This window comes from Rhodoflexus caldus, assembly GCF_021206925.1.
Taxonomy (GTDB): Bacteria; Bacteroidota; Bacteroidia; order Cytophagales; family Thermoflexibacteraceae; genus Rhodoflexus; species Rhodoflexus caldus.
Map to the genome: position 1 here is coordinate 183,541 of NZ_JAJPRF010000003.1, position 21,627 is coordinate 205,167.

Here is a 21,627-nt window from a genome sequence, read left to right on the forward strand (position 1 = left end):
ATGGGCCCGCTACCGTTGTGGCGAGCACCGGAACCACGCTGGAACGGCAACTGCTGGCTGCCTCGCCTGCCGACCAAGCCGGAATGCTTTCTCGTCGGCTTATCTACATTGACACGCTGGTGCAACAATACGTAGATAAGCAAGCCATCCCCGGAGCGGTTTGCCTGATTGCCCGCAAAGGAAAAATTGTTTATCACAAAGCCTTCGGCTACCGCGATGTGGCCTCACAAACGCCAATGGATAAAGATGATATTTTTCGCATCATGTCCATGAGCAAGGCCATTACTTCGGTGGCCGTGATGATGCTTTACGAAGAAGGTCGCTTTTTATTGGATGACCCTGTGTCGGACTTTATCCCCGAATTTAAGAACCCCAAAGTATTGAAGCGGCTCATTCTCAATAAGCGAGATACTTCCTTTGTGGCTGTTCCTGCCAAAAAAGAAATTACGATTCGTCATTTGCTGACCCACACTGCCGGCATACCCTATTTGCACCCTTTGCAACTGAAAGCCCGCATACCGCAATTTCACAGCACACAGCCGCTTACGCTGTCGCAAACCATCCCGAAATTGGCACAGTTGCCGCTGCTCCACGAACCGGGCGAAAAATTTACCTACGGCCTGAATACCGACGTGTTGGGTTATCTGGTGGAAAAAGTATCGGGAATGAGCTTGGCTGAGTTTTTCAGTAGGCGCATTTTTAAGCCGCTTGGAATGGATGACACGTTTTTTTATGTACCACAGGAGAAGCAGAACCGTTTGGTAACGCTCTACGAAGAAGGCAAAGACGGAAAAGTGATTCCACATACGCAGCCCGCCGCCTATGCGGACTATGCAACCAAGGGCGCGCAGACTTATTACAGCGGTGGCGCGGGGCTTTGCAGCACCGTTGTCGACTATGCCAAGTTTATGCAAATGCTCCTCAACGGCGGCCGCTACAACGGTGCGCAGATACTCAGCCGCAAAACCATTGAAATCATGGTAAAAAACCAAATTGGCGAACTGACCACTTGGAACGGAACCAAGTTCGGATTGGGTTTTGAACTGTCCGATGCGCGTCAGGCCGCCCTGATGCCCGGTTCGGAGGAAATTTATCGCTGGGGCGGCATGTATTTTACCGATTACTGGATTGACCCCAAGGAAGAACTCATCGCCTTGTTTTTTACGCAAGTGTGGCCTTCCAAACATCTGTTTTTGAGCAAGCGCTTTCAGGTACTGACCTATCAGGCAATTGTGGACTGATGCCCTGACAAAGCCGCTGCAAGTACTTCCCGAGTGTACCGATAGCCGATGTCAAAAATTTCTTTTGCCTTTGCCACGTCAAAAACCTTATAGGCGGCCATTTCGGGCGGCTCTATGAACAAGTGGCACAACGATTTGCGCGATTCTATATTGGCATTGATGACCAAATGGAACGTGCGCTCAATGACTTGTTTCATATTGTTCACCTTCAATTCACTGACGGCATTGGAGTGGATGCCGATAATGTAGTCGCAGCGGCCAACCAATGGCTCGGCAGGCAGGTTGTTCAAAATGCCGCCGTCAATATAAAATCTGCCGCCGATTTCTACGGGTGCGAACAAAAACGGAATGCAGGAGGCCGCCTGTATGGGTTTTATCAGTTCGCCGCTGTTGAAATACACAATTTCTCCACGCTCAATATCGGTAGCATTGACAAACAGCGGGATTTTCAGGCTTTCAAAACTGTCTTCGGCAAGAAACAGGCGAAATGCCTCTGCTGTTTTCTCCATTCGCAAGATGCCCGTCAGGTTGCTTGCAGGTTTGAAATAGCGCAGGATGTTGGTTTTCGTAATAAAATCGAGCATTTCAGTAGGGCTCTGCCCGGCAGCATAGAGTGCCCCTACAATTGCTCCGGCACTGGTTCCTGAAATAAAACGGGGCTGAATCCCCATTTCGTTAATTGCCTGCAAAGCTCCCAGATGCGAAATACCGCGAGCACCACCGCCCGAAAGTACAATGCCTATATTTTCAGGAATGTTCATGAGAACAAAAATACGCAGCAAATGGCAGTAAATTTGTCCGCCTTGTGGCAGATGATTTTGGTTTTAACTTTAATTAAGCAAGCGATGCAAAAAAACAACCGAACGCTGTGGATATACAGCCTTTCTCTGTTGCTGTTATTGGCGGCAGGCGCATGTAAAAGACACCCGCACGGTGCTCCTCCCGGGCAGGTTAAAAAAGTAACGGGCGTGCATCCGGTATCGGGAAAAGTGAACGGAAAAGCTACTGCACCGGGGCAGCAAAAGAAGAAAAACAAAAAGTAGCCGTCTTTTGCCGCAATATTTTAGCGGATGCGCTGTTATGAATCAAAGATAACCCTTTAAAACCATGTTCAGGCGCATTTCTATGTTCATGCTCATCATCGGTTGTATGGCAACGCTGATGATAGGTTTCGGTTCTTGCTCCGGCGGCTCGCGTGGCCGCTCTACTGCCCACGTTAAGAAACATTCGGGCTTTAGTCCCGGCAAAGGAAAAGCCAAAGCACCCGGGCAGCGCATCAAAAGTGCCAGAAGGTAAACGCAAGTTCGGCCTGTTTTGCAAAGGGCAGTTCAGGCTGAACTTTATGCAAAAACAAGTCTTGTCAATTGTTTGGCAAAAACGGCTTTGCTAATTTTGCTGCTACTGTTTCATTTCAACCTGTTCCTCTTCGTGAAAGTTACCGAACATCTGAAAAACGCTAAATCAACGCTTTTTTCCTTGGAAATTATCCCGCCGATGAAAGGCGAGAGCATAGAGTCCATCTTTCAGGCGATAGACCCGCTGATGGAGTTTAAGCCGCCATTTATTGATGTTACCTACCATCGCGAGGAATACGTTTACAAAGCAGGGCCTAATAATACGCTCACCAAGCAGCGGATTCGCAAACGCCCGGGAACGGTTGGCATTTGTGCGGCTATTATGCACCGCTACAAGGTGGATGCCGTTCCGCACATCATTTGCGGAGGCTTCAACAAGGAAGAAACAGAAAATGCGCTGATTGATTTGCACTATTTGGGGGTAGAGAACGTGCTGGTGCTGCGCGGCGATGCAATTAAATCCGAAGGAGCTTTCACCCCTCAGCCGGGAGGCCACTCCTATGCTTCGGAATTGCTCGAGCAGGTGATTAACATGAACCACGGCCGTTATCTGGACGATGAACTGCAACACCCGACGCCTACCAACTTCTGCATAGGGGTTGCAGGCTATCCCGAAAAGCACTTTGAAGCGCCAAACATGGCCTCAGACCTCCGATACCTGAAAATGAAGGCAGACATGGGAGCAGACTTCATTGTTACTCAGATGTTTTTTGACAATCAGAAATACTATGATTTCGTAGCCCGTTGCCGCGAAATGGGTATCACTATTCCGATTATTCCGGGGCTGAAACCATTGGCTACCAAAGCGCAACTCAACGTGCTGCCGCGTATTTTCCATATAGACCTGCCCGAAGATTTGGTAAAAGAAGTGGAAAAATGCAAGACCAATCAGCAGGTTAAGGAGTTGGGCATTGAGTGGTGCATCAATCAATCCAAAGAACTGATTAAGTTTGGTGTGCCGTGCCTGCACTACTATACCATGAGTAAGTCTGATGCCGTGCGTCAGATTGCAGCCAACGTGTTTTAGAGAGTTATTACCTCAAATCTTCCCAGTCAAGTCCTTCCGCTAACTGATTGACAAGGTCAGGATGCTGTTTGAGCAGGTTTTTTGCTGCCGGATAGTTGCTGTCGCGGCATACAAGCGCTGCGGCAAGCCTTTGAGCCGGCTCTTCGCTGTCTATGAGTTTTTGCAGGTCGGTCAGAATGGCCTCGTTTACAAAACCTGCTACGGGCAGCCATAAATCGGGAACGACAGGCCGCCCCGCTGCCCAGCGCTCGTGTGCAAAATCGGAAAGCATCCGCGCCAAACTAGCATTTGCCCGCGCCCGTAACCCAATGATTTTCTGGATAGGTTTACCGGTAAAAATAGCTTTCAACACCATCTGATTCCATGCGTTTTCATCTAAGTAGTCCGCCGGATAGGGGTTTTCTAAGGCAATGGCTTCAAAAACGGGTGCCATGTTGGTGCGAATCCCCTCCGTTACCCGAGTGATATGTGCCTCGGGAAAAGGCAGGAGGGGCAAGGCTTTGTACAGTGCCGTCAGTTCGGCTACATCACCTGTTTCAAAAAGGCGACTGAGCAGATGGGTATAGCTCGCCGCATCGGGTTGAGGTACGGAAAGCAGCAACAGCGCCCGAGCTGCTTGGTCGGTTGTCCAATGCAGCGGTGTAAATCCTTTGCGCAACTGCTCTGCCTGCACTCGGTCGGCAGGCGATACCACCAACTCATCTCTGCCTACTACGCGCGGCACGGCTGCAAAAGCCAGATAAAAACTTTGTGCCGTAAATTTCTCCGATAGCTCCTGTTTTTTTCGGCGAATCCACTGAATGGCAGGCTCATCGGCTACGCATATAAGCAACTGTAACAAAAAATCGGCATAAGCAGAGGTAGGCTGCATCATAATCGGGCAAATGTTCGGCTCAAAAGTTAGTGTATTTTTGTGTGATTTTTGATTTTGACACAAATTATGGCTCTTTGCTCGGTTGTTATTCGCTGCCACAACGAAGAAAAACACATCGGTAAATTATTAGACTGCATCATGCAACAAAGCATACGCGATGTGGAGATAGTGGTGGTAGATTCAGGCTCAACCGACCGCACCGTTGCCATTGCTCAACAATACCCCATTCGTTTGGTGCATATCCAGCCCGGAGAGTTCACTTTTGGGCGGGCGCTGAACAGGGGCATTGTGGCAGCTTCGGGGCAGTACATCCTGATAGCCAGTGCGCATGTGTATCCTACGGCCAACGATTGGGTCGAGAAAATGCTGGCACCCTTTGCCGCCGACTCACGCGTGGCACTCACTTTCGGCAGGCAAATTGGCAACCATCTTACCAAGTATTCCGAGCATCAGATTTTTCGCAAATGGTTTCCACCGGAGCCTCATTGGTATCTGCAAGACCATCCGTTTTGCAACAATGCCAATGCCTGTATCCGTCGCGATGTGTGGGAGCAACTGCCTTACGACGAGCAACTTACCGGCTTGGAAGACTTAGACTGGGCAAAAAAAGCCTTGCAAAAAGGCTACTTGCTGGCATATGTGCCCGAAGCGCCCATCGTACATATCCACGAAGAAACACCACAACGAATTTTAAACCGCTATCGGAGGGAAGCTATTGCCTACAAGCGCATTTTTCCGGAGGCGCATTTCTCGCTGCGCGATTTTTTGTACTTGTTTCCTACCAATGTCATCAGCGATTGGTACCATGCTTGGCAGGAAGGCGTTTTTTGGAGTAACTGGAAAGAAATCGTCATATTCCGCCTGATGCAGTTTTGGGGCACTTACCAAGGCTACCGACAACGCGGAGAAGTGAGCGAGATGCTCAAACGCCGATTCTATTACCCCAACAAGTTGAAAAATCAGTTTTCGCGCGAAATTTAAATCAATTTGGCGTTGTGTTTGTTTGATGTGTAATAAAAAAACGCTAAATTTGATATTACACCTTAAATGTAACGCCTATGGTACCTACATCTACTCCGGCAAAGTGCCTGTTATTGGTATTTGCCTTTTTTTCGTTTATGGCAAATGCTCAAAATGCTACCAGCTGGGCAGATGCTAAAAAGAACAAGGAAGCTACGATAGTAGTAAACTACATTCAAACGCCCATGTTTTCGTACAGCAGTTCCCAGAAGGATAAACCCAAGGGAATCTGCGTGGATTTGATGGAGAATTTTGCCAAATACCTGGAAATGCAAAAAGGCATTAAGGTAAAAATTGAATATCGGCCTTATGAGGATTTCGCTAAATTCTATGCTGCCACCAAAGCAAGCGGCAACGGCACTTTTGGTATAGGTAACATTACCATTACCGAAGCACGTAAGAAAGAAGTGCGTTTTTCTCCGCCGTTTATCAGCAATACCACGGTTCTGCTGACACACAATTCAGCTCCTACGCTGCGCAAAATGGAATTGCTCGGAAAAGATTTTGCCGGCATGACTGCCTATACCGTAAAAGGAACGACCAATGCACAGCGCATAGAGATGCTGAAAAAGCAATACATGCCCGAAATGCCAATCAAATACCTTAATTCCAGCATAGAGGCCATGCAGATGGTTGCGCAAGACCCCAAGGGCTTTACTAATCTGGACTTTGTGTATTACAACGATGCCATTCGCGACAAACTGCCTGTTAAACGCCACCCTGTGGGCGATTTTACGGCAGAAGAATTCGGTATTATTATGCCTTTGGTTTCTGATTGGCAGCCTGCCATTCAGGATTTCTTTGCTGCCGAGGGAAGAAACTATCGCAACAGTGCAGAGTATCGTGCATCGCTGAATACGCACCTCGGTGAAAGTGCGGTTCGGTTGTTGGAAAGCATCCAACAGCGCCGATAGCCCCCTCCGAATGTGATAAAAATAAAAACGGGAGTCATTTCCAAAGCCTTGAGGAATGACTCCCGTTTGTTTTACAGAAAATCGTAGTTCCTGTTTATTGTTGAGGTGCGGAAGTGTCGTCGCTTGTGGCAGGCGGCGGAGGAAGCAATCCCATTTTGGCTTTCAGTTCCAGCAGGGCATCGCTTTGTGTGCTTGAGCCCAATACCTTCTCCACTTCGTCATCAATGGTTTTACTTTCCAACGCAATGGCACCGTAGGACTGCGCCAGTGCTTCGTCCTGAGCTACTTTTTCTTTCATGCGTTCCAGCATGGAAATGGTGCTGCTGGAGTCAATCTGCGCCAGTTGCTTATTGATGTTTTTAGTAGCTTCACTGACTTTGGCACGTGCTTTCAGGGTGCGCAACTCATTTTCATAGGTGCTTACCTTGCTTTTCAGCTTATTGATGTTTTGCTCCATCGTGCTGACGCTTTGCTCGTGCATAGCCAATTCTTTGGCGGTGCGTTGTGCTTCCTGTTCGGCTTTTTCTTTCATGCGGAGCATCTCTCCGGCCAATCGGTCGGCTTCTGCGGGAGCAAGCTGACCTGTCTGCGCGCGCTGCAACAACATAATGGCCTTTTGCTCATAACTTTTGGCATCGCTGATAAATTTGGCATTGTCATTTTTGGCGCGGATAGCAAGTGCTTTTATTTCGGCCAGCCCTTGCAAACTTTTATTCAGGTCTTCCTTCAAATCGCGGATGCCCTGTTCGGTCATCTTAATCGGATCTTCCAGTTTATCCAATACATTATGTGCTTCGGCTTTGCCTATGCTAAAAATTCTGCTGAAAATTCCCATATTTTTAACTGATTTATTGATTGGTGAGGGTGGTTGAACAAGTCTTACTTAGCAAATTGCAGCATTTCTCCGGCATATTCTGCCATCAGAAGTTTCAGCGAGTTGATGCTTGCTTCCACTTCGTTCAGGTCAAGGTTTTCCAGTTGCAGGGTGTCGCGGAACAACAGGCGCTTACCGGTTTCATCCAGCACAAATGCTCCGTGAATAATCTCGCGGTTTTTTTGCAATAATGCCCTTAGCACCTGTGCGTCGCTGCTGTCAATATCAAAAAGATATTGTTCTATTACCAGAATGGGGTCATTGCAATCTACAATCATGTTTTGGATGCCGTCTTCCGGTGCATTGATTACGTAAATTTGGTCTATGACATCTTCGCGGGCAATGTCGTAGCCCAACTCTTGCAGGTATTGCTTTACTTTTTCAAAATGCGTCATGTTGTTTAGCTTTTGAGTGGTTCGTTTTTTAAATGTAGGCAATGAAAGTTAGTAAAATCTTGCAATAAATTATGGAGTTGATACGCAATGAGATGCAAAAATGTTGTGGCAACCGTGCATGTAAATCGTGCGTTTGTAACACCGTACAGCAAAACAGTACCGTTATGCAGTATCTGCTTCTAACAATCGTCGCCTTTTGTGTAATGCCGCTTTATACAAGGGCGCAACAGACAGACACGATAGCCGGACAGCCGATTGCCGTAGGGATTCGGACGCATTACGGCATCATTTTACCACATTCCGAAGAAATTCGGAGTATTTCCTTGTCGCGCCCTCGGGGGGTAGAAGTAGAAATCAGCCGCCAGTTGCTGCGGAAGGAATACTGGCAGTATTGTTCTTGCTATCCGCGCATTGGCATTTCGGCAGGCTATTTCAGTTTCAACAATCCGCAGATTCTCGGGAGTGCATGGTCTGCGGTGGCTTTTGTAGAGCCTTTTATGGCAGCACCTGCACGCCTGAGCGTATCTTACAGGCTGGGAGCCGGTTTCAGTTACCTGAATCGCGTTTTTCACCCATTAAACAACCCGCTGAATTTGTTTTACAGCACTCCTGTCAGTTTTAATTTGCTGATGAACATAAGTCTGAACTATCGGCTGACACCTCAGCTGACAATGCGGATGCACGGAAACTTTAACCATATTTCCAACGGAGGATTGAAAGAACCCAATAACGGTATCAACTTCCCTACAATGGGTATGGCTGTTGATTATGTGTTGGAAAGGGTGCATTTCCCTGAGTTTCGGAAAACAGATTGGCGGCAAGAACACCGACAAGGCTGGCAGTATCGTATAGCGGCTTATACAACGGCTAAAACTGCCGAACGCAACGACGACAGGCGCTACTGGATTTTTGGGGCTACCGCCGATGCATCGCGAAGGGTTGGCAGGCTGAGTGCCTTAGGGGTAGGTGTGGAAGTAACGGTGGATTATTCATTGCAAGAGTGGTTGCGTCGTTATGAGCCGCAGCAAAGCAATGATTTCACAAGGGTAGCGATGTTGGCAGGGCATGAGTTGCTTTTAGGGCGGTTTGGTTTTGCCCAGCAATTGGGCGTCTATTTGTATGCCCCTTACAAGGCTATGCACCCTGTTTATCAGCGGTATGAACTTACTTACAAAGCGCCCGGCGGTATATTATTCGGTATGAGCCTGAAAGCGCATACAAGAACGGCTGATTTTATGGATGTGCGTTTAGGCTACATTTTCGGTCAAAAGTAAAAAAATACCCCCTGACGGCTTTGGGAGGCTGTCAGGGGGTAGCGATATAGGCAACGCGATTGCTGTTAGAGCTTAAATGCTTCCTGCAATTGTTTTACGTAGTCGAGTTTTTCCCATCCGAAGAACTGCACGTTGTGCAATTGTCTGCGTCTGATTTCTTCTTTTACGCCGTTGCTTTCTTTGAGTTCTACGCGGAAAGTTTCAATTTCTTTCTCGAACGGTTCGCGACCCATGTGGCCATAGGCGGCAGTTGGCGAGAAAATCGGATTTTTCAGGCCGAAGCGCTCAACAATGGCACGCGGACGCAAATCGAACATTTCGGCTACCACATCGGCAATTTGTCCGTCGGTCAGGCCTGTTTTTGAGGTACCATAGGTATTTACGTTTACCGAAACAGGGTGAGCCACACCGATAGCATATGCTACCTGTACAAGCGCTTCTTCGGCTACGCCTGCCGCTACGAGGTTTTTGGCAATATGACGGGCAGCGTAAGCGGCACTTCTATCCACCTTAGAGGCATCTTTTCCTGAGAATGCACCGCCGCCGTGTGCACCTTTACCGCCGTAAGTATCTACGATGATTTTACGTCCGGTCAGGCCGGCATCGCCATGCGGGCCACCGATAACGAACTTACCGGTTGGGTTGATGTGGAAAATGGTGTTTTTATCAATCAACTCCGCAGGGATTACGCGGGGAACGAGAATGCCGGTGATGTCTTCTCTGATTTTCTCGAGCATGGCAGTTTCGCTTGCAAACTCATCGTGCTGTGTAGAAACCACAATGGTGTGCACGCGCTTGGGTTTGCCGTTGCCGTCATACTCAATAGTTACCTGAGCTTTGGAGTCAGGGCGCAAGTATGGCATCAGGTGCAGTTCGTTTTTGCGGATATTGGCCAGTTCTTTCATCAATTGGTGCGAGTAGGCCAATGCCATGGGCATATATTGAGCGGTTTCTTTGTTGGCATAGCCAAACATCATGCCTTGGTCGCCGGCGCCTTGTTCTTTGTGGGTTGCCTCGTTCTCATCCACACCGCGGGCAATATCGGGCGACTGGCTGTGCAGTGCTACAATTACACCGCAAGATTCTGCATCGAAGCGGTACTGGTCTTTATTGTAACCAATGCGGCGAATGGTTTCGCGCACTACATCAGGAATTTCTACGTATGCCTTGGTAGTTACTTCACCGGCGACTACTACCAAGCCTGTTGTTACCAGCGTTTCGCAGGCTACACGCGAGTCAGGGTCTTGCGTGAGCATAGCGTCCAACACGGCATCAGAAATCTGGTCTGCAATTTTGTCGGGATGTCCTTCTGAAACGGACTCCGAAGTGAACAAATAAGCCATTGTAAATGAATCAGGTTAAAATTTAAATTTAACAGTATTTGCCGGAGAAACTTTGCTCTCCATCATATCTAACAAACCAACGCGGTAATAGAAGGCTTTGCCGTTTTCCTGCAATTCGCCTTGCTTATTGCTGAACGAGCGGATTTTTCCGGTTTTTGGGCGGATGGTATAAACGTAAGAAGCTCCTTGCAGGAGGGTCTGAATCTGGGCTGCTCCTTCGGGAGTGCTGCGCAATACTTCCAAGTCGGCCAATGAACTTACCAAAGAACGCGAGCTGCGCGAAAGCTCTTTTTTGCGGAAAGTAAAAGTTGCCATGCTGTTGGGTTCGGGCTGTTCCTGAGCAGACTGGTTCAGTGCTGCGTTCAGTGCATCAACATTTTGGAAGTCAAACATCATCCCGAATACGTATTGCTCGCGATTGTTGATAGCCTGTACATTGCTGATGCCTTGCATGTTGGTTAGTCGCTCTATCCCCTTGGCAAAAGAAGAGTCCATCTGCGCAAAAGGCGTGCGGTCTTTGGTAATCTGCATCCCCATTGCCATGTCAATCAGGTTCTTGCTGCTGCTCATGTCAATCAGAAAGGTGTAAGTGCCTGCGCCTTGTTTGTCAATGGCTATTTCTTCGCGTACTTCAAAGCAAGCGGTACTTATGAAAACAGCTATCAGCAGCAATACACTGTTGGCAAAACGATGCCTGAAAAAAATGCGCATACTTTTATTTGACTAATTTTTTGTAGCGGATACGCTTAGGTTCTACAAAACCTTCTTGTTTGCGGCGGAAGTCTTCGTATTCGGTAAAGTTGCCTTCGAAGAAACGCACCTGCGAGTCGCCCTCAAATGCGATGATGTGGGTAGCGATTCGGTCTAAGAACCAACGGTCGTGCGAAATGATAACGGCACAGCCCGCAAAGTTTTCCAAACCTTCTTCCAAAGCGCGGAGTGTATTTACGTCCAAATCGTTAGTAGGTTCGTCCAGCAGCAAGAGGTTAGCATCTTGTTTCAGGGTCATGGCAAGGTGTACGCGGTTGCGCTCACCGCCTGAAAGTTGCCCTACTTTTTTCTGTTGGTCTGCGCCGTTGAAGTTAAAGCGGCTCACATAAGCACGGGAATTAACTTCTCTGCCGCCCACGAGCATGAGTTCGTTGCCGCCCGAAATGGTTTCCCAAACGGTTTTGTTGGGGTCTAAGTTGTCGTGGGTTTGGTCTACATATGCCCAGCGCACGGTTTCGCCGATTTCAAAAGTGCCGCTGTCGGGTTTCTCAATACCCGTAATGAGTTTGAAAAGGGTAGTTTTACCCGCACCGTTGGGGCCGATAACGCCCACGATACCGCCTTGGGGCAAAGAGAACGACAGGTTTTCAAACAAGAGCTTATCGCCGTAGGCTTTGGATACGTTGTGTGCCTCAATCACTTTCGTACCCAGACGCGGGCCGGGCGGAATATAAAGTTCAAGTTTTTCTTCTTTTTGTTTGGTTTCTTCGCCCAACATGCTTTCATAAGCATTCAGACGGGCTTTTTGTTTGGCCTGACGGGCTTTCGGAGCCATCCGTACCCATTCCAATTCGCGTTGCAGAGTGCGCTGGCGCTTGCTTTCCTGTTTTTCTTCCTGTGCTAAGCGGTTCTGTTTTTGCTCCAACCAAGAGGAATAATTTCCTTTCCAAGGAATACCTTCGCCGCGGTCAAGTTCCAGAATCCATCCGGCTACGTTATCAAGGAAATAGCGGTCGTGAGTAACGGCTATGACAGTTCCTTTGTATTGTTTGAGGTGTTGCTCTAACCAGTGTACCGATTCGGCATCCAAGTGGTTCGTAGGTTCGTCGAGCAACAGCACGTCCGGTTCTTGCAACAGCAGGCGGCAAAGTGCCACGCGGCGTTTTTCACCTCCTGAAAGGTTGGCAATCATAGCATCTTCGGGCGGGCAGCGCAGCGCATCCATTGCGCGTTCCAACTTATTGTCTAAGTTCCATGCGTCGCAGGCTTCCAATTTTTCCTGAATTACCGCTTGGCGGGCAAGCAGTTTATCAAAATCGGCATCGGGGTCGGCAAACTTTTCACCGATGGCTTCAAACTCGCGCAGCAAATCTACTACCTCCTGCACACCCTCTTCTACTACTTGTCGCACGGTTTTGTTGGGGTCTAATTGTGGTTCCTGTTCCAGCAAGCCAACACTGTAACCGGGCGAAAAAACAACTTCTCCCGTAAAGTTTTTGTCTATACCTGCAATAATGCGCAGCAAAGAGGACTTGCCGGAGCCGTTCAGACCTAATACACCAATTTTTGCACCGTAGAAAAAGGAAAGGTATATATCTTTGAGCACCTGTTTGGAAGGAGGATAAATCTTACTCACTCCCGCCATTGAGAAGATAATGGTTTCGCTCATATATGCGTTTTTATGATTTAAAAGGATGAGTTCCTGTGAGATAGGCAAAAACAGCGCAAATATGCGAAATAAAATCTGTAATATTGTTAGCTACAGCAACTAAGACACCTTAACAGACAACCAAGATGCTATCCGGCGACAACGGTTTTCAGGCAATCTTTCAAAATCCCTTTTTAGGGAACATACTGCTCGACAATCAGATGCGGGTTGTACTGTTCAATGAAGAGGCGCAGAAAAGTATTCAGCGTTTCTTTGGCTTGGAGGTAGCAGAGGGAACTTCTTTTTTGCGCTATGCTACTACCGACGAGCAGCGCGAGCGAATGATTCTCAATTTTCAAAAGGCTTTGCAAGGGCAGTTTGTGCGGTTTGAAGTAGAACTGACCGATTTGGAGGGAAACAATCAGTGGTTTTTGGGCATGTATATGCCAATCCGCAACGAGGCTGGCGAGGTAACATGGGTCTGTTTTTCTTATTACGACATCAATAAGTTACATCAACAAACGCTTACCATAGACCGGCAACGCCGCGAACTGGAAAAGTCAGAAACCATATTCAAAGCACTTTTTGAGAATCAGCCTTACGCCAATATTTTGATTTCTCCCGAAGGCCGACTCTTGGCCGCTAACCGAAAAGCAACCACTTTTTTTAAGAAATTTAACTTATCCGTCAGTCCGGAAACTGCCGATGTGTTTATTGCCTTAAAGCGGTCGCCTATTGAAGAAATTGCCGAATTAGCCCAAAATGCTCTGAAAAGCAATATGGCAATCGCAACAGAAAAAGAGCTGCTCGATGCGGGCAACAAGAAGCACTGGATGGAGTTTCACGTGATGCCGATTGCTCATTCGGAGGGGGAGGTGTTCGGCGTGCATATCCAGATGAAGGATACCAGCCAGCAAAAAAAGACCGAAGAACTGATGCGCCTGCAACAAGAGCGCCTGCGCCATTCGGAGAGTCAGTTGCGCGCCGTTTTTGACAGTTCGTCCGATATCAACATTTTTGTAGGGCCTGATTATCGGATTATTTCTTTTAACAAGCAGGCTGTTGATACGGTGCTGCAACAACTGCAAAAAAGACTGCTGCCGGGCTTAGATGTCCGCAATATCGTATTGGAAGAGCGGCAGGAAAGTTTTGAACAAAATTTTCAGGCGGCTTTGAATGGTCAGGCAATCACTCTGGAAGTTGCACTGCCTAATTATCTTGGCGAACGCCACTGGTACAGATTCAGTTATACGCCTGTGATTGACCGGCTCGGCGTTACGATTGGTGTTATCATTAATGCCATCAACATTAGCAAGCGCAAGCAGAATGAGGAAAAAGTATTGCAGCAAAACGAGCAGATAAAAGAATTTGCTTTTTTGACAGCTCACCGCCTCAGAGCGCCCGTAGCCAGCATATTGGGACTGATTCAGGTTTTTAACCTTGACAGCAACATGAGCCGCGATGATATCAGCGAAATCATCAGGCGACTGCAAATAGCTGCCGAAGAATTAAATCATGCCGTGGGCGAAATGAATCGCTCACTTGAACCCTTGCAAACAAATCAATCAGCTGAAATTCAGATGTCTTCCGTTTCTGTTATCAATCACAGTGCCCGCCCTGTATCTATTGTGCTCATAGATGACGACCCGATTGTCAATATGGTGAGTAAAACACTTTTGCAGCGCAATTATCCCGGGCTTGTTATCCATGCATTTCTGAAAGCAGAGGAAGCGCTTCAATTTTTGAAAACGAGCAAAGAACAGCCTTCGCTCATCTTACTGGATGTAGTCATGCCCGAAATGAACGGCTGGCAGTTTCTGCAAGAGTTTCAGAAATTGCCCGTACAACCTCCTGTTTGTATGCTTTCCTCTTCGTTGCGCAAATCAGACCATGAAGAAGCTAAAAAATACCCATCTGTTGTTGATTTTATCATCAAACCACTTGATGCGGAAAAAATAAAAACTGTGATGAAGTTTTTAAAGGTTTCAGAATAGGCTTTGCTATAAATTTGTAACCTCATTTACCTACCCAAATCTTTTTTTCCCATGAATCCAAAATATGACCTGACGATAATCGGTTCCGGCCCGGGGGGGTATGTAGCCGCTATCCGCGCCGCACAGCTTGGCCTGAAAACCGCCATTATTGAAAAATACAACACCCTTGGCGGAACTTGCCTGAACGTAGGCTGTATCCCTTCCAAAGCCTTGCTGGATTCTTCCGAACATTTCCACAATGCCTTGCACAACTTTAAAGCACACGGTATTGAACTCAACGACCTGAAAGTCAATCTGGAACAAATGATTCAGCGCAAACGCGACGTGGTGAGCAAAACTTGCGAAGGCGTGGCGTTTCTGATGAAAAAAAATAAAGTGGATGTTTACCACGGTATCGGCTCGTTTGAAAGCCGCCATCAAATAAAAGTTACTGCTGCCGACGGCTCAGTAAAAATGCTGGATACCGACAAGGTGATTATTGCCACAGGCTCTAAGCCGATTATATTGCCGGGCATCCCGTACGACAAAAAGCGTTTCATCACTTCCACCGAAGCGCTGGAAATGAAAGAAATTCCCAAACACCTCATCATCATTGGCGGCGGCGTTATCGGTATGGAAATCGGCTCTATCTACGGCCGCATGGGCGCGAAGGTAACCGTTGTGGAATATACCGATTCGCTGATTCCTTCCATGGACAGAACCATGGGTAAAGAGTTGCAAAAAGTGCTTGCCAAACTTGGTTTCAGTTTCCACTTTAAGCATAAAGTAACCGGCGGACAGGTAGAAGGCGATGAGGTGGTGCTGACTGCCGAAAACGAAAAAGGCGAAACCGTTACTTTCCGTGGCGACTACTGCCTGCTCTCCACGGGTCGCCGCCCCTACACCGACGGTCTGGGTTTGGACAAAGTCGGCGTGAAATTGGACAACCGCGGCAGAGTAGAAGTAGATGAGCATCTGGAAACCAACGTGAAAGGCATCTATGCCATCGGTGATGTCATCCGCGGGCAGATGCTGGCGCACAAAGCCGAAGAAGAGGGCGTGCTCGTAGCCGAACAGATTGCAGGACAAAAGCCGCACATTAACTACTTGCTCATTCCGGGTGTAGTGTACACATGGCCGGAGGTGGCAGGCGTAGGCCATACCGAAGAAGAACTGAAAGCTGCCGGCAGAAAATACAAGGTGGGTTCGTTCCCGTTCAAAGCATTGGGTCGCGCCCGCGCCAGCATGGACACCGACGGATTAGTAAAAGTGCTTGCCGATGCGCAAACCGATGAGATTCTGGGCGTGCATATCATTGGCGCACGTGCGGCAGACATGATTATGGAAGCTGTTGTAGCAATGGAATACCGCGCCTCGGCGGAAGACATCGCCCGCATGAGCCATGCACACCCTACGTTTAGCGAAGCCATGAAAGAGGCTTGCTTAGCCGCTACGGAAAATCGCGCACTGCATATTTAGGCGGTGGAGCAAATGAACGTTGATTGGGAGTTTGGCAAATCAACCCGCTTCATCTGCGTTCAAAAAAGCGTAAAAATTTGCTTAAGCAACATATGCCAAGACCTTCACGCGCAAATGACACGGATTTATGCAAATGGCTGCATATATCCGTGTCATTTTTAGGTAAGTGAGCAGTTTAAAACCACCTTTCAAATTTACCGCAAAGCCTGCTGAGTATTACGCGAAGAGCACTGATTGTTTTTATGATGAGTCTTTTCTTTGTGTGCATTGCGGTTAAACCCTTTGCGTACTCTGCGGTAAAAAAGAACGCATTAATCTGCTCACCTGCTTATGGTGCTTGCCTGCTTGTCTCCGATTACTGCTTTCTGAAAAACAAGTCCCCGCTGATGGATTCTATGCGTACCTGTTTGTGTCCGTCGCCTAATTGGCCAATGATGCGACTGCCTATGCCTGCTTGTGAATCTTTGTTGTGGATGACTATCGGCAGATTGCTGAATATCTCTCCGTTGATGGTTTTCAGGCTGACCTCTGCACCGTTGTTGTCTGGCCATGCTACATCTACAAAACCACTGATGGATTTTGCTTCGAGGTTATTTTCTATTCCCCGAATTTCAATGTTGCCCGAAATAGAAGATACGTTCAGTTCAGCATTGCGGGGGACTGCTATTTCAATCCGAATATGGGCGCAGAGGCAACCTTGCCTGTTATGGTAAATTATCCCATGGGCTTTGTCTGCTTCGGGGCAATCTTCGGAGTTGCCTTTTTTGAGCATGGCAGCATCCCAGTCGGTTTTGATGAAAAGACGGTCGGTTTCATTAGTTGATTCCAACAAAAAAGCATCGTTGAGTTTACCGCCATTGACCGTTACGACAGCCTTAAACTGTACATGGTCGGCGTTGTGTGCCTTGATGAAGATGCTGTCGGCAAATTTGAGTTCCATGCGGAGTTTTTTGCCCAATGGCAGCGGAAAATCACGGCTGATGGTCTTGCTTTGGGAGTAGGCGCTGCCTGCCGCCATCATGAACAGACAGAAGAAAATGACAGTGAGAGTTCTCATAGGAATCAGGTTTTTGACGATGAATAGTAAAGCTCGGGCGTTTATTTTTTCTTGCGGAGGTAGATGTTGCTGCTGATTGTTTCCAAGCGCAATTCGGTTCCGCCGCCGTTGATAGTTCCTTCTACCTTGTTACCGCCGCCAATTCGTTGGAGGTTTTCTTTGTCGGCGCGCACGGCCACGTCAAAGTCTGTGAAAATATCGCCGTTGATAGACTTGGTTTTCAGCAAAACTTTGCTGTCGGGCGGTAAGGTTACATCAATTTCGCCGCTGGTATTGGTGATGGCAGAGGGCAGTTCGGGGTGCAAACTGCTGAAGATTACTTCAATGTTACCGCTGATGCTTTTGGCAACAACCGTGCGGGCATTGTTAATCATCACGTTTGAATTATTAGATTTCACTTCTATGGCTCCTTCCACATCTTGAATATTGATTTGGCTGCCCTGCCAGTTGGTCTCGGTGATGGAAACCGTCGCCTGTTTAGGCACTCTGATTTTCAGCTTTAAGTCGCTTGCGACTGCTTTTTTTACTTCAACGGTTGTACCTGTAACGGTTACTTCTACGCCAACACCTGTGTTGTCGCTGCCGCCCTGATAAAGCGACTTTAAGCCCTTGGCGCGGTCAGGAATAGGGGTGCGGCCTTCAGAGACAATAATTAACTCATCGCCGTTGTAGCCTTCCACGGTCAGGTTGGTGCGGTCTGTTATCACCTGAAGCGTGCCTTTGCTGCCTCCGGGGAATTTGGTTTTGTACTCTTGTGCATAGCCTGTGCAGATGAGCATCAAGGCGAAAATAAGTAAGCCAATGGTTTTCATGGGATTTAGATGGGTTTGATGTGATTTTTTGCTTTTAAGTAATGTGTCAAAATGAAGCGTTGTTGTCATTCAAAGCGCTGTTAGCGTCTTCGACGGCTAACAGGCTTTTCCGAATCACTAACAGCGGTCGTTAGACTCTGTGAGCGGATTCAGATAAGTTCGTTTTAGTCTGCTCACCGGCTTAAATGTTCTACCGCAAAGTCGCTGATTTTTATGCCAAGCACGCAATGATTCTTTATGTATTTTGTGATTAAACCTCGGTGCTTTCTGTGGTAAAAAATGTTACAATTCGTATAGCCTGCCGACTCCTTCGGCAGCTTTTGCACGCACAATGCCTTCGGTATGCGGCGCATCCATCAGTTTTTTCAGCGTGCCGAGCGCATCCGATTCTCTGAGCGAGACTAATAATTCAATCAACTCAATTTGCAGATGCGGGTCGGTAGCGTTTTCCAGCACACCAATGAAAGCGGCGCGTACATGGGGCAAATTCCCGAATCGGGATAATGCACGGGCAGCCGTCAGTTGCACATTCAGGTTAGGGTCATTTTTCAGCGTACTTATAAGTGCTGCAATAATTTCATCATTCGCATCGTTTGCCGCGCTGTCGGCATAGTAATTGGCTGCTTTGATGCGCATGGCTGCCGTTGGGTTATTGAGCATTTGCAGCGCCTCTTTTTGTTTATGTTCGGCTATGGCGGTTTCCAGTGTTGCCAAGCGGGCTTCCATGTTGCGCTGCTGCATGTAGCGGCCTACTACATACGCACCGATAATCAGTAGGGAAAAAGCCGCCAGCACTAATACCGCCGCTGCACGGTGCAGTTGAAAATACTGATTGCCTGCAAGGGACAACCTTGGGGGAGGAACTTTCGCCGCCTGCTGTTCAGCCAGCAGAAAAGCCGCGAAGTTTTGGCGCAAACTGTCGTCGGGTTGCTCATCGCTCCATGCAGCCATTTGCCCGAAAAGCTCCTGCACTTGTGCATATTGCTCCTTCCATTGCGAATGGCGATTGATGGCATCCAGCACCATTTCGCGGATTTCGCCCGTGAGTTTGCCTTCGGCAAGGTCTATCATCAGGCTTTGAATTTCTTCTTCGGTGAATGTTTGCATAACTCAGTTTCCTTCCATTTTGAAATAGATTTCGCGCAGCCTGTGAATGGCGCGATGGATTTTTACTTTGACGGCCGAGAGCGAAAGCCCCATCAATTGCCCGATTTCGTCGTATTTCAGTTCCTGATAACGGCTCATGACAAGCAGTTCACGCTGTTCAGGCGGGAGCATATCCAAGGCTTTTTGCAAATGTTGCAGTTGCTCGGTTTGCATGGCGCGACTTTCAGGCGTGTGCTCGGCAGGCGGCGCATGGGCAGGCTTCAAGGGTACGGTTCGGCCGATAGCCGATGCTTTCCAATGGTTCTGCCATACGTTGCGGGCAATCTGATACACCCATGCACGAAATGGCCGCCCTTCCTGATAACTGCTGCGGTAGCGAATCAGCCGCACAAATACATTCTGCGTCAGGTCTTGCGCGGTTTCGCGGTCGCCTGCCAGCCGAAGGAAAAAGTTGAACAGTTTGACGTGGTAGCGCTCAAACAGCTCGGAAGCCTGTTCCGGACTTCCCCGACTGACGGCCAGCATGATTTCTTCATCGGTAAGCATCAAAATAGTTCGGTGCGTTTTGCGTTCGTATGACCTGATTACCGCCATTACGGGGAAAGGTTACAGAGGGGATGAAAAAATTAATAGAACGCATCCTGAAAATGTACCAGTTCGGGCGGGTTTGACCAAGTGATGGAGATGATGTCAAAGCGGATGTCGCCGTGCCAGTCCTGCTCGGCGATGAAGTGCTCCGCAGCGCGTTTGATGCGCTCCTTCTTGGCCGTGTTCACTGCTTCTTCGGGGTAGCCGAAGTCGTTGGTTTCGCGGCTTTTAACTTCCACGAAAACTATCGTTTCCGCCTGCCGTGCTACAATGTCTATTTCCGTGCCTTTGGGTTTGTAGTTGCGCCTGAGAATTTCGTAGCCCTGTGCCTGCAAATGTGCTGCTGCCATTGCCTCGCCCTGTTCGCCTTTTTGTTTGCGGTTCATACCTGAGTTTTTTGGCATACCTTTACGGTAAATTTCGTAACAGCCTCATGGGTTTAGCAAAAATACTTTGGATTCTGTCTTTATTGGGTTTTCTGGCGGTTTTGCTGATTACTTATGTTTACATGCCTGAAAACGTAGCCGTATTGTTTGATGAACTCGGGCTGCCGTATTACTTTCTGCCGCGCGATTATTACTTTTATGTGGCCGTATTGGCTTGTGTACTGCTGAACAGTGCCATTCTTGTGCTCGGCAGCAGCGTAACCCGTCTGCCTTCTTCTTTATTGCCCGTACCGAAACGCAAATATTGGGCAGCACGCGAAAATCGCCCCCGCTTTACCAAACGCTTTGAGCATTGGACAAAAGGGGTTGCCTTCTTCCTCAATCTGATTTTGTGTCTGCTGTTAGTAGATATTCTGAAAGGCAACGATTCGCAGGTGAACTATAACACGCAAACACTGCTCTATGTATTCAGTGCTTTGCTAGTGGTTTGGTTTGGCTTCTATTTTGTCGTTTTCGGCGTGTATGTGGAAAAACTGGACTGACCGTCTGCACCTGCTACAAACCCTTACACCTGCCAAAATTTTCAATCTTTTGCAGTTGATGCTCAGTTATCGGCTGTCTAAGTATCTGCGGAGGCCGCTTCACAAGGGGCTTCCTGCTGCTGTCTCCATTGAGCCGACAACTGCCTGCAACCTGCGCTGTCCGGAATGCCCAAGCGGTTTGCGTTCTTTTACGCGTCCTACGGGTATGTTGCAGGCTGAACTGTTCAAAAAAAATATTGACGAACTGCAAAAGCAACTCATTTGGCTGACTTTCTACTTTCAGGGCGAGCCTTATCTGCATCCACAGTTTACCGAATTGGTGCGCTATGCGCATGAACGCGGCATCTATACGGCCACATCTACCAATGCTCATTTTCTAAACGATGAAAATGCCCGCAAAACGGTGGAAAGCGGGCTTAGTCGGCTGATTATTTCCATAGACGGCACCACGCAGGAAACCTATCAGGCGTACCGCATCGGTGGCAAATTAGAAAAAGTGATTGAGGGTGCGCGACGCATTTTATCGTGGAAAAAGCAACTGAAAAGCGCTACGCCGCATGTTATCTTTCAGTTTTTGGTTGTTAAGCCCAACGAACATCAGATTGACGAAGTAAAAGCGCTCGCCAAAGAGTTGGGTGTTGATGAGGTACAGCTCAAAACCGCACAGATTTACGACTACCACAATGGTTCGCCACTGATACCGACGCAAAGCCGCTATTCGCGCTATGCCCGACAAGCCGACGGGACTTATCAAATCAAAAATCCGCTGGAAAATTCCTGCTGGAAAATGTGGCACTCCTGCGTAATTACTTGGGACGGCAAGGTTGTGCCTTGCTGCTTTGATAAAGACGCACACCATACCTTAGGCAATGTTGCCGAACAACCATTTGCCCGCGTATGGCGCAGTGAAACCTATCGGCAGTTCCGGCAAGCGCTGCTGCACTCGCGGCAGGAAATAGACATTTGCCGGAACTGCACCGAAGGCATGAAAATTTTTGAGGAATAAC

General features: G+C 48.1%; 23 protein-coding genes. 11 read left to right on the forward strand and 12 right to left on the reverse strand.

Annotated features, from left to right (window positions below):
• Positions 1–17 precede the first annotated feature (17 nt).
• Entirely contained in the window at positions 18–1,241 is a 1,224-nt protein-coding gene (locus NDK19_RS04995) for a serine hydrolase domain-containing protein (protein WP_250630752.1), read from the forward strand.
• Here NDK19_RS04995 and NDK19_RS05000 read toward each other — a convergent pair.
• The gene (locus NDK19_RS05000; RefSeq protein WP_250630753.1) at positions 1,223–2,002 is read right to left on the reverse strand and encodes a patatin-like phospholipase family protein; all 780 of its coding nucleotides are present in this window, start codon (positions 2,000–2,002) and stop codon (positions 1,223–1,225) included. The two genes, NDK19_RS04995 and NDK19_RS05000, sit on opposite strands and share 19 nt — an antisense overlap.
• 84 nt (positions 2,003–2,086) lie before the next feature.
• Here NDK19_RS05000 and NDK19_RS05005 point away from each other — a divergent pair, with 84 nt between their 5' ends.
• From NDK19_RS05005 to metF, 3 genes are all read left to right on the forward strand, one after another.
• Positions 2,087–2,284 carry a hypothetical protein gene (locus NDK19_RS05005; protein ID WP_250630754.1) on the forward strand — a complete coding sequence of 66 codons (198 nt, stop codon included), beginning with the start codon at positions 2,087–2,089 and terminating at the stop codon, positions 2,282–2,284.
• Positions 2,285–2,348: 64 nt separating this feature from the next.
• Entirely contained in the window at positions 2,349–2,537 is a 189-nt protein-coding gene (locus tag NDK19_RS05010) for a hypothetical protein (RefSeq protein WP_250630755.1), read from the forward strand.
• Positions 2,538–2,669: 132 nt separating this feature from the next.
• Positions 2,670–3,623, forward strand: a complete 954-nt coding sequence (metF, locus tag NDK19_RS05015) for a methylenetetrahydrofolate reductase [NAD(P)H] (RefSeq protein WP_250630756.1) — start codon at positions 2,670–2,672, stop codon at positions 3,621–3,623.
• 7 nt (positions 3,624–3,630) lie between these two features.
• Here the strand turns inward: metF and NDK19_RS05020 are convergent, their stop codons facing one another.
• Entirely contained in the window at positions 3,631–4,497 is an 867-nt protein-coding gene (locus NDK19_RS05020; protein ID WP_250630757.1) for an EboA domain-containing protein, read from the reverse strand.
• 66 nt (positions 4,498–4,563) lie between these two features.
• Here NDK19_RS05020 and NDK19_RS05025 point away from each other — a divergent pair, with 66 nt between their 5' ends.
• Together NDK19_RS05025 and NDK19_RS05030 are read left to right on the forward strand one after the other, a co-directional pair.
• Positions 4,564–5,478 carry a glycosyltransferase family 2 protein gene (locus tag NDK19_RS05025; RefSeq protein WP_250630758.1) on the forward strand — a complete coding sequence of 305 codons (915 nt, stop codon included), beginning with the start codon at positions 4,564–4,566 and terminating at the stop codon, positions 5,476–5,478.
• Positions 5,479–5,555: 77 nt separating this feature from the next.
• Positions 5,556–6,431 carry a substrate-binding periplasmic protein gene (locus NDK19_RS05030; RefSeq protein ID WP_250630759.1) on the forward strand — a complete coding sequence of 292 codons (876 nt, stop codon included), beginning with the start codon at positions 5,556–5,558 and terminating at the stop codon, positions 6,429–6,431.
• A 94-nt stretch (positions 6,432–6,525) separates the two neighbouring features.
• Here the strand turns inward: NDK19_RS05030 and NDK19_RS05035 are convergent, their stop codons facing one another.
• Together NDK19_RS05035 and NDK19_RS05040 are read right to left on the reverse strand one after the other, a co-directional pair.
• Positions 6,526–7,266 carry a PspA/IM30 family protein gene (locus NDK19_RS05035; protein WP_250630760.1) on the reverse strand — a complete coding sequence of 247 codons (741 nt, stop codon included), beginning with the start codon at positions 7,264–7,266 and terminating at the stop codon, positions 6,526–6,528.
• A 44-nt stretch (positions 7,267–7,310) separates the two neighbouring features.
• Positions 7,311–7,700, reverse strand: a complete 390-nt coding sequence (locus tag NDK19_RS05040; protein ID WP_250630761.1) for a YbjN domain-containing protein — start codon at positions 7,698–7,700, stop codon at positions 7,311–7,313.
• A 203-nt stretch (positions 7,701–7,903) separates the two neighbouring features.
• Between NDK19_RS05040 and NDK19_RS05045 the strand changes: the two genes are divergently transcribed.
• Entirely contained in the window at positions 7,904–8,974 is a 1,071-nt protein-coding gene (locus tag NDK19_RS05045; RefSeq protein WP_250630762.1) for an acyloxyacyl hydrolase, read from the forward strand.
• A 65-nt stretch (positions 8,975–9,039) separates the two neighbouring features.
• On the opposite strand, the gene metK is transcribed toward NDK19_RS05045, so the two are convergent.
• From metK to ettA, 3 genes are read right to left on the reverse strand one after another with little or no spacing between them, the layout of a single operon-like run.
• Positions 9,040–10,317 (reverse strand): methionine adenosyltransferase, encoded by a 1,278-nt coding sequence (gene metK / locus NDK19_RS05050; protein WP_250630763.1) that lies wholly within the window; start codon positions 10,315–10,317, stop codon positions 9,040–9,042.
• A gap of 15 nt (positions 10,318–10,332) precedes the next feature.
• A complete protein-coding gene (locus NDK19_RS05055) occupies positions 10,333–11,028 on the reverse strand; it encodes a hypothetical protein (protein WP_250630764.1) in 696 nt (231 codons plus the stop codon).
• Positions 11,029–11,032: 4 nt separating this feature from the next.
• A complete protein-coding gene (gene ettA / locus NDK19_RS05060) occupies positions 11,033–12,697 on the reverse strand; it encodes an energy-dependent translational throttle protein EttA (protein ID WP_250630765.1) in 1,665 nt (554 codons plus the stop codon).
• 125 nt (positions 12,698–12,822) lie between these two features.
• Between ettA and NDK19_RS05065 the strand changes: the two genes are divergently transcribed.
• Entirely contained in the window at positions 12,823–14,670 is a 1,848-nt protein-coding gene (locus tag NDK19_RS05065) for a PAS domain S-box protein (protein WP_250630766.1), read from the forward strand.
• Positions 14,671–14,721: 51 nt separating this feature from the next.
• Positions 14,722–16,128: a dihydrolipoyl dehydrogenase gene (lpdA, locus tag NDK19_RS05070; protein ID WP_250630767.1), complete on the forward strand. Its 1,407-nt coding sequence runs from the start codon at positions 14,722–14,724 to the stop codon at positions 16,126–16,128.
• A gap of 355 nt (positions 16,129–16,483) precedes the next feature.
• Here the strand turns inward: lpdA and NDK19_RS05075 are convergent, their stop codons facing one another.
• The 5 genes from NDK19_RS05075 to NDK19_RS05095 all read right to left on the reverse strand — a co-directional run bounded on the left by NDK19_RS05075 (position 16,484) and on the right by NDK19_RS05095 (position 20,078).
• On the reverse strand, positions 16,484–17,185 hold the full coding sequence (locus NDK19_RS05075) for a DUF4097 family beta strand repeat-containing protein (protein ID WP_250630768.1): 702 nt from the start codon (positions 17,183–17,185) through the stop codon (positions 16,484–16,486).
• A 41-nt stretch (positions 17,186–17,226) separates the two neighbouring features.
• Positions 17,227–17,997 (reverse strand): DUF4097 domain-containing protein, encoded by a 771-nt coding sequence (locus NDK19_RS05080; protein ID WP_250630769.1) that lies wholly within the window; start codon positions 17,995–17,997, stop codon positions 17,227–17,229.
• 282 nt (positions 17,998–18,279) lie between these two features.
• Positions 18,280–19,104, reverse strand: a complete 825-nt coding sequence (locus NDK19_RS05085; RefSeq protein WP_250630770.1) for a HEAT repeat domain-containing protein — start codon at positions 19,102–19,104, stop codon at positions 18,280–18,282.
• 3 nt (positions 19,105–19,107) lie between these two features.
• Positions 19,108–19,698, reverse strand: a complete 591-nt coding sequence (locus NDK19_RS05090; RefSeq protein ID WP_250630771.1) for an RNA polymerase sigma factor — start codon at positions 19,696–19,698, stop codon at positions 19,108–19,110.
• Positions 19,699–19,730: 32 nt separating this feature from the next.
• Positions 19,731–20,078 carry a YraN family protein gene (locus NDK19_RS05095; protein WP_250630772.1) on the reverse strand — a complete coding sequence of 116 codons (348 nt, stop codon included), beginning with the start codon at positions 20,076–20,078 and terminating at the stop codon, positions 19,731–19,733.
• A gap of 47 nt (positions 20,079–20,125) precedes the next feature.
• Between NDK19_RS05095 and NDK19_RS05100 the strand changes: the two genes are divergently transcribed.
• Together NDK19_RS05100 and NDK19_RS05105 are read left to right on the forward strand one after the other, a co-directional pair.
• Positions 20,126–20,620, forward strand: coding sequence for a hypothetical protein (locus tag NDK19_RS05100; protein ID WP_250630773.1), 495 nt, complete (start codon positions 20,126–20,128; stop codon positions 20,618–20,620).
• Positions 20,601–21,626: a radical SAM/SPASM domain-containing protein gene (locus tag NDK19_RS05105; protein ID WP_250630774.1), complete on the forward strand. Its 1,026-nt coding sequence runs from the start codon at positions 20,601–20,603 to the stop codon at positions 21,624–21,626. Before NDK19_RS05100 ends, NDK19_RS05105 begins: the two co-directional genes overlap by 20 nt.
• Position 21,627: the final 1 nt, after the last annotated feature.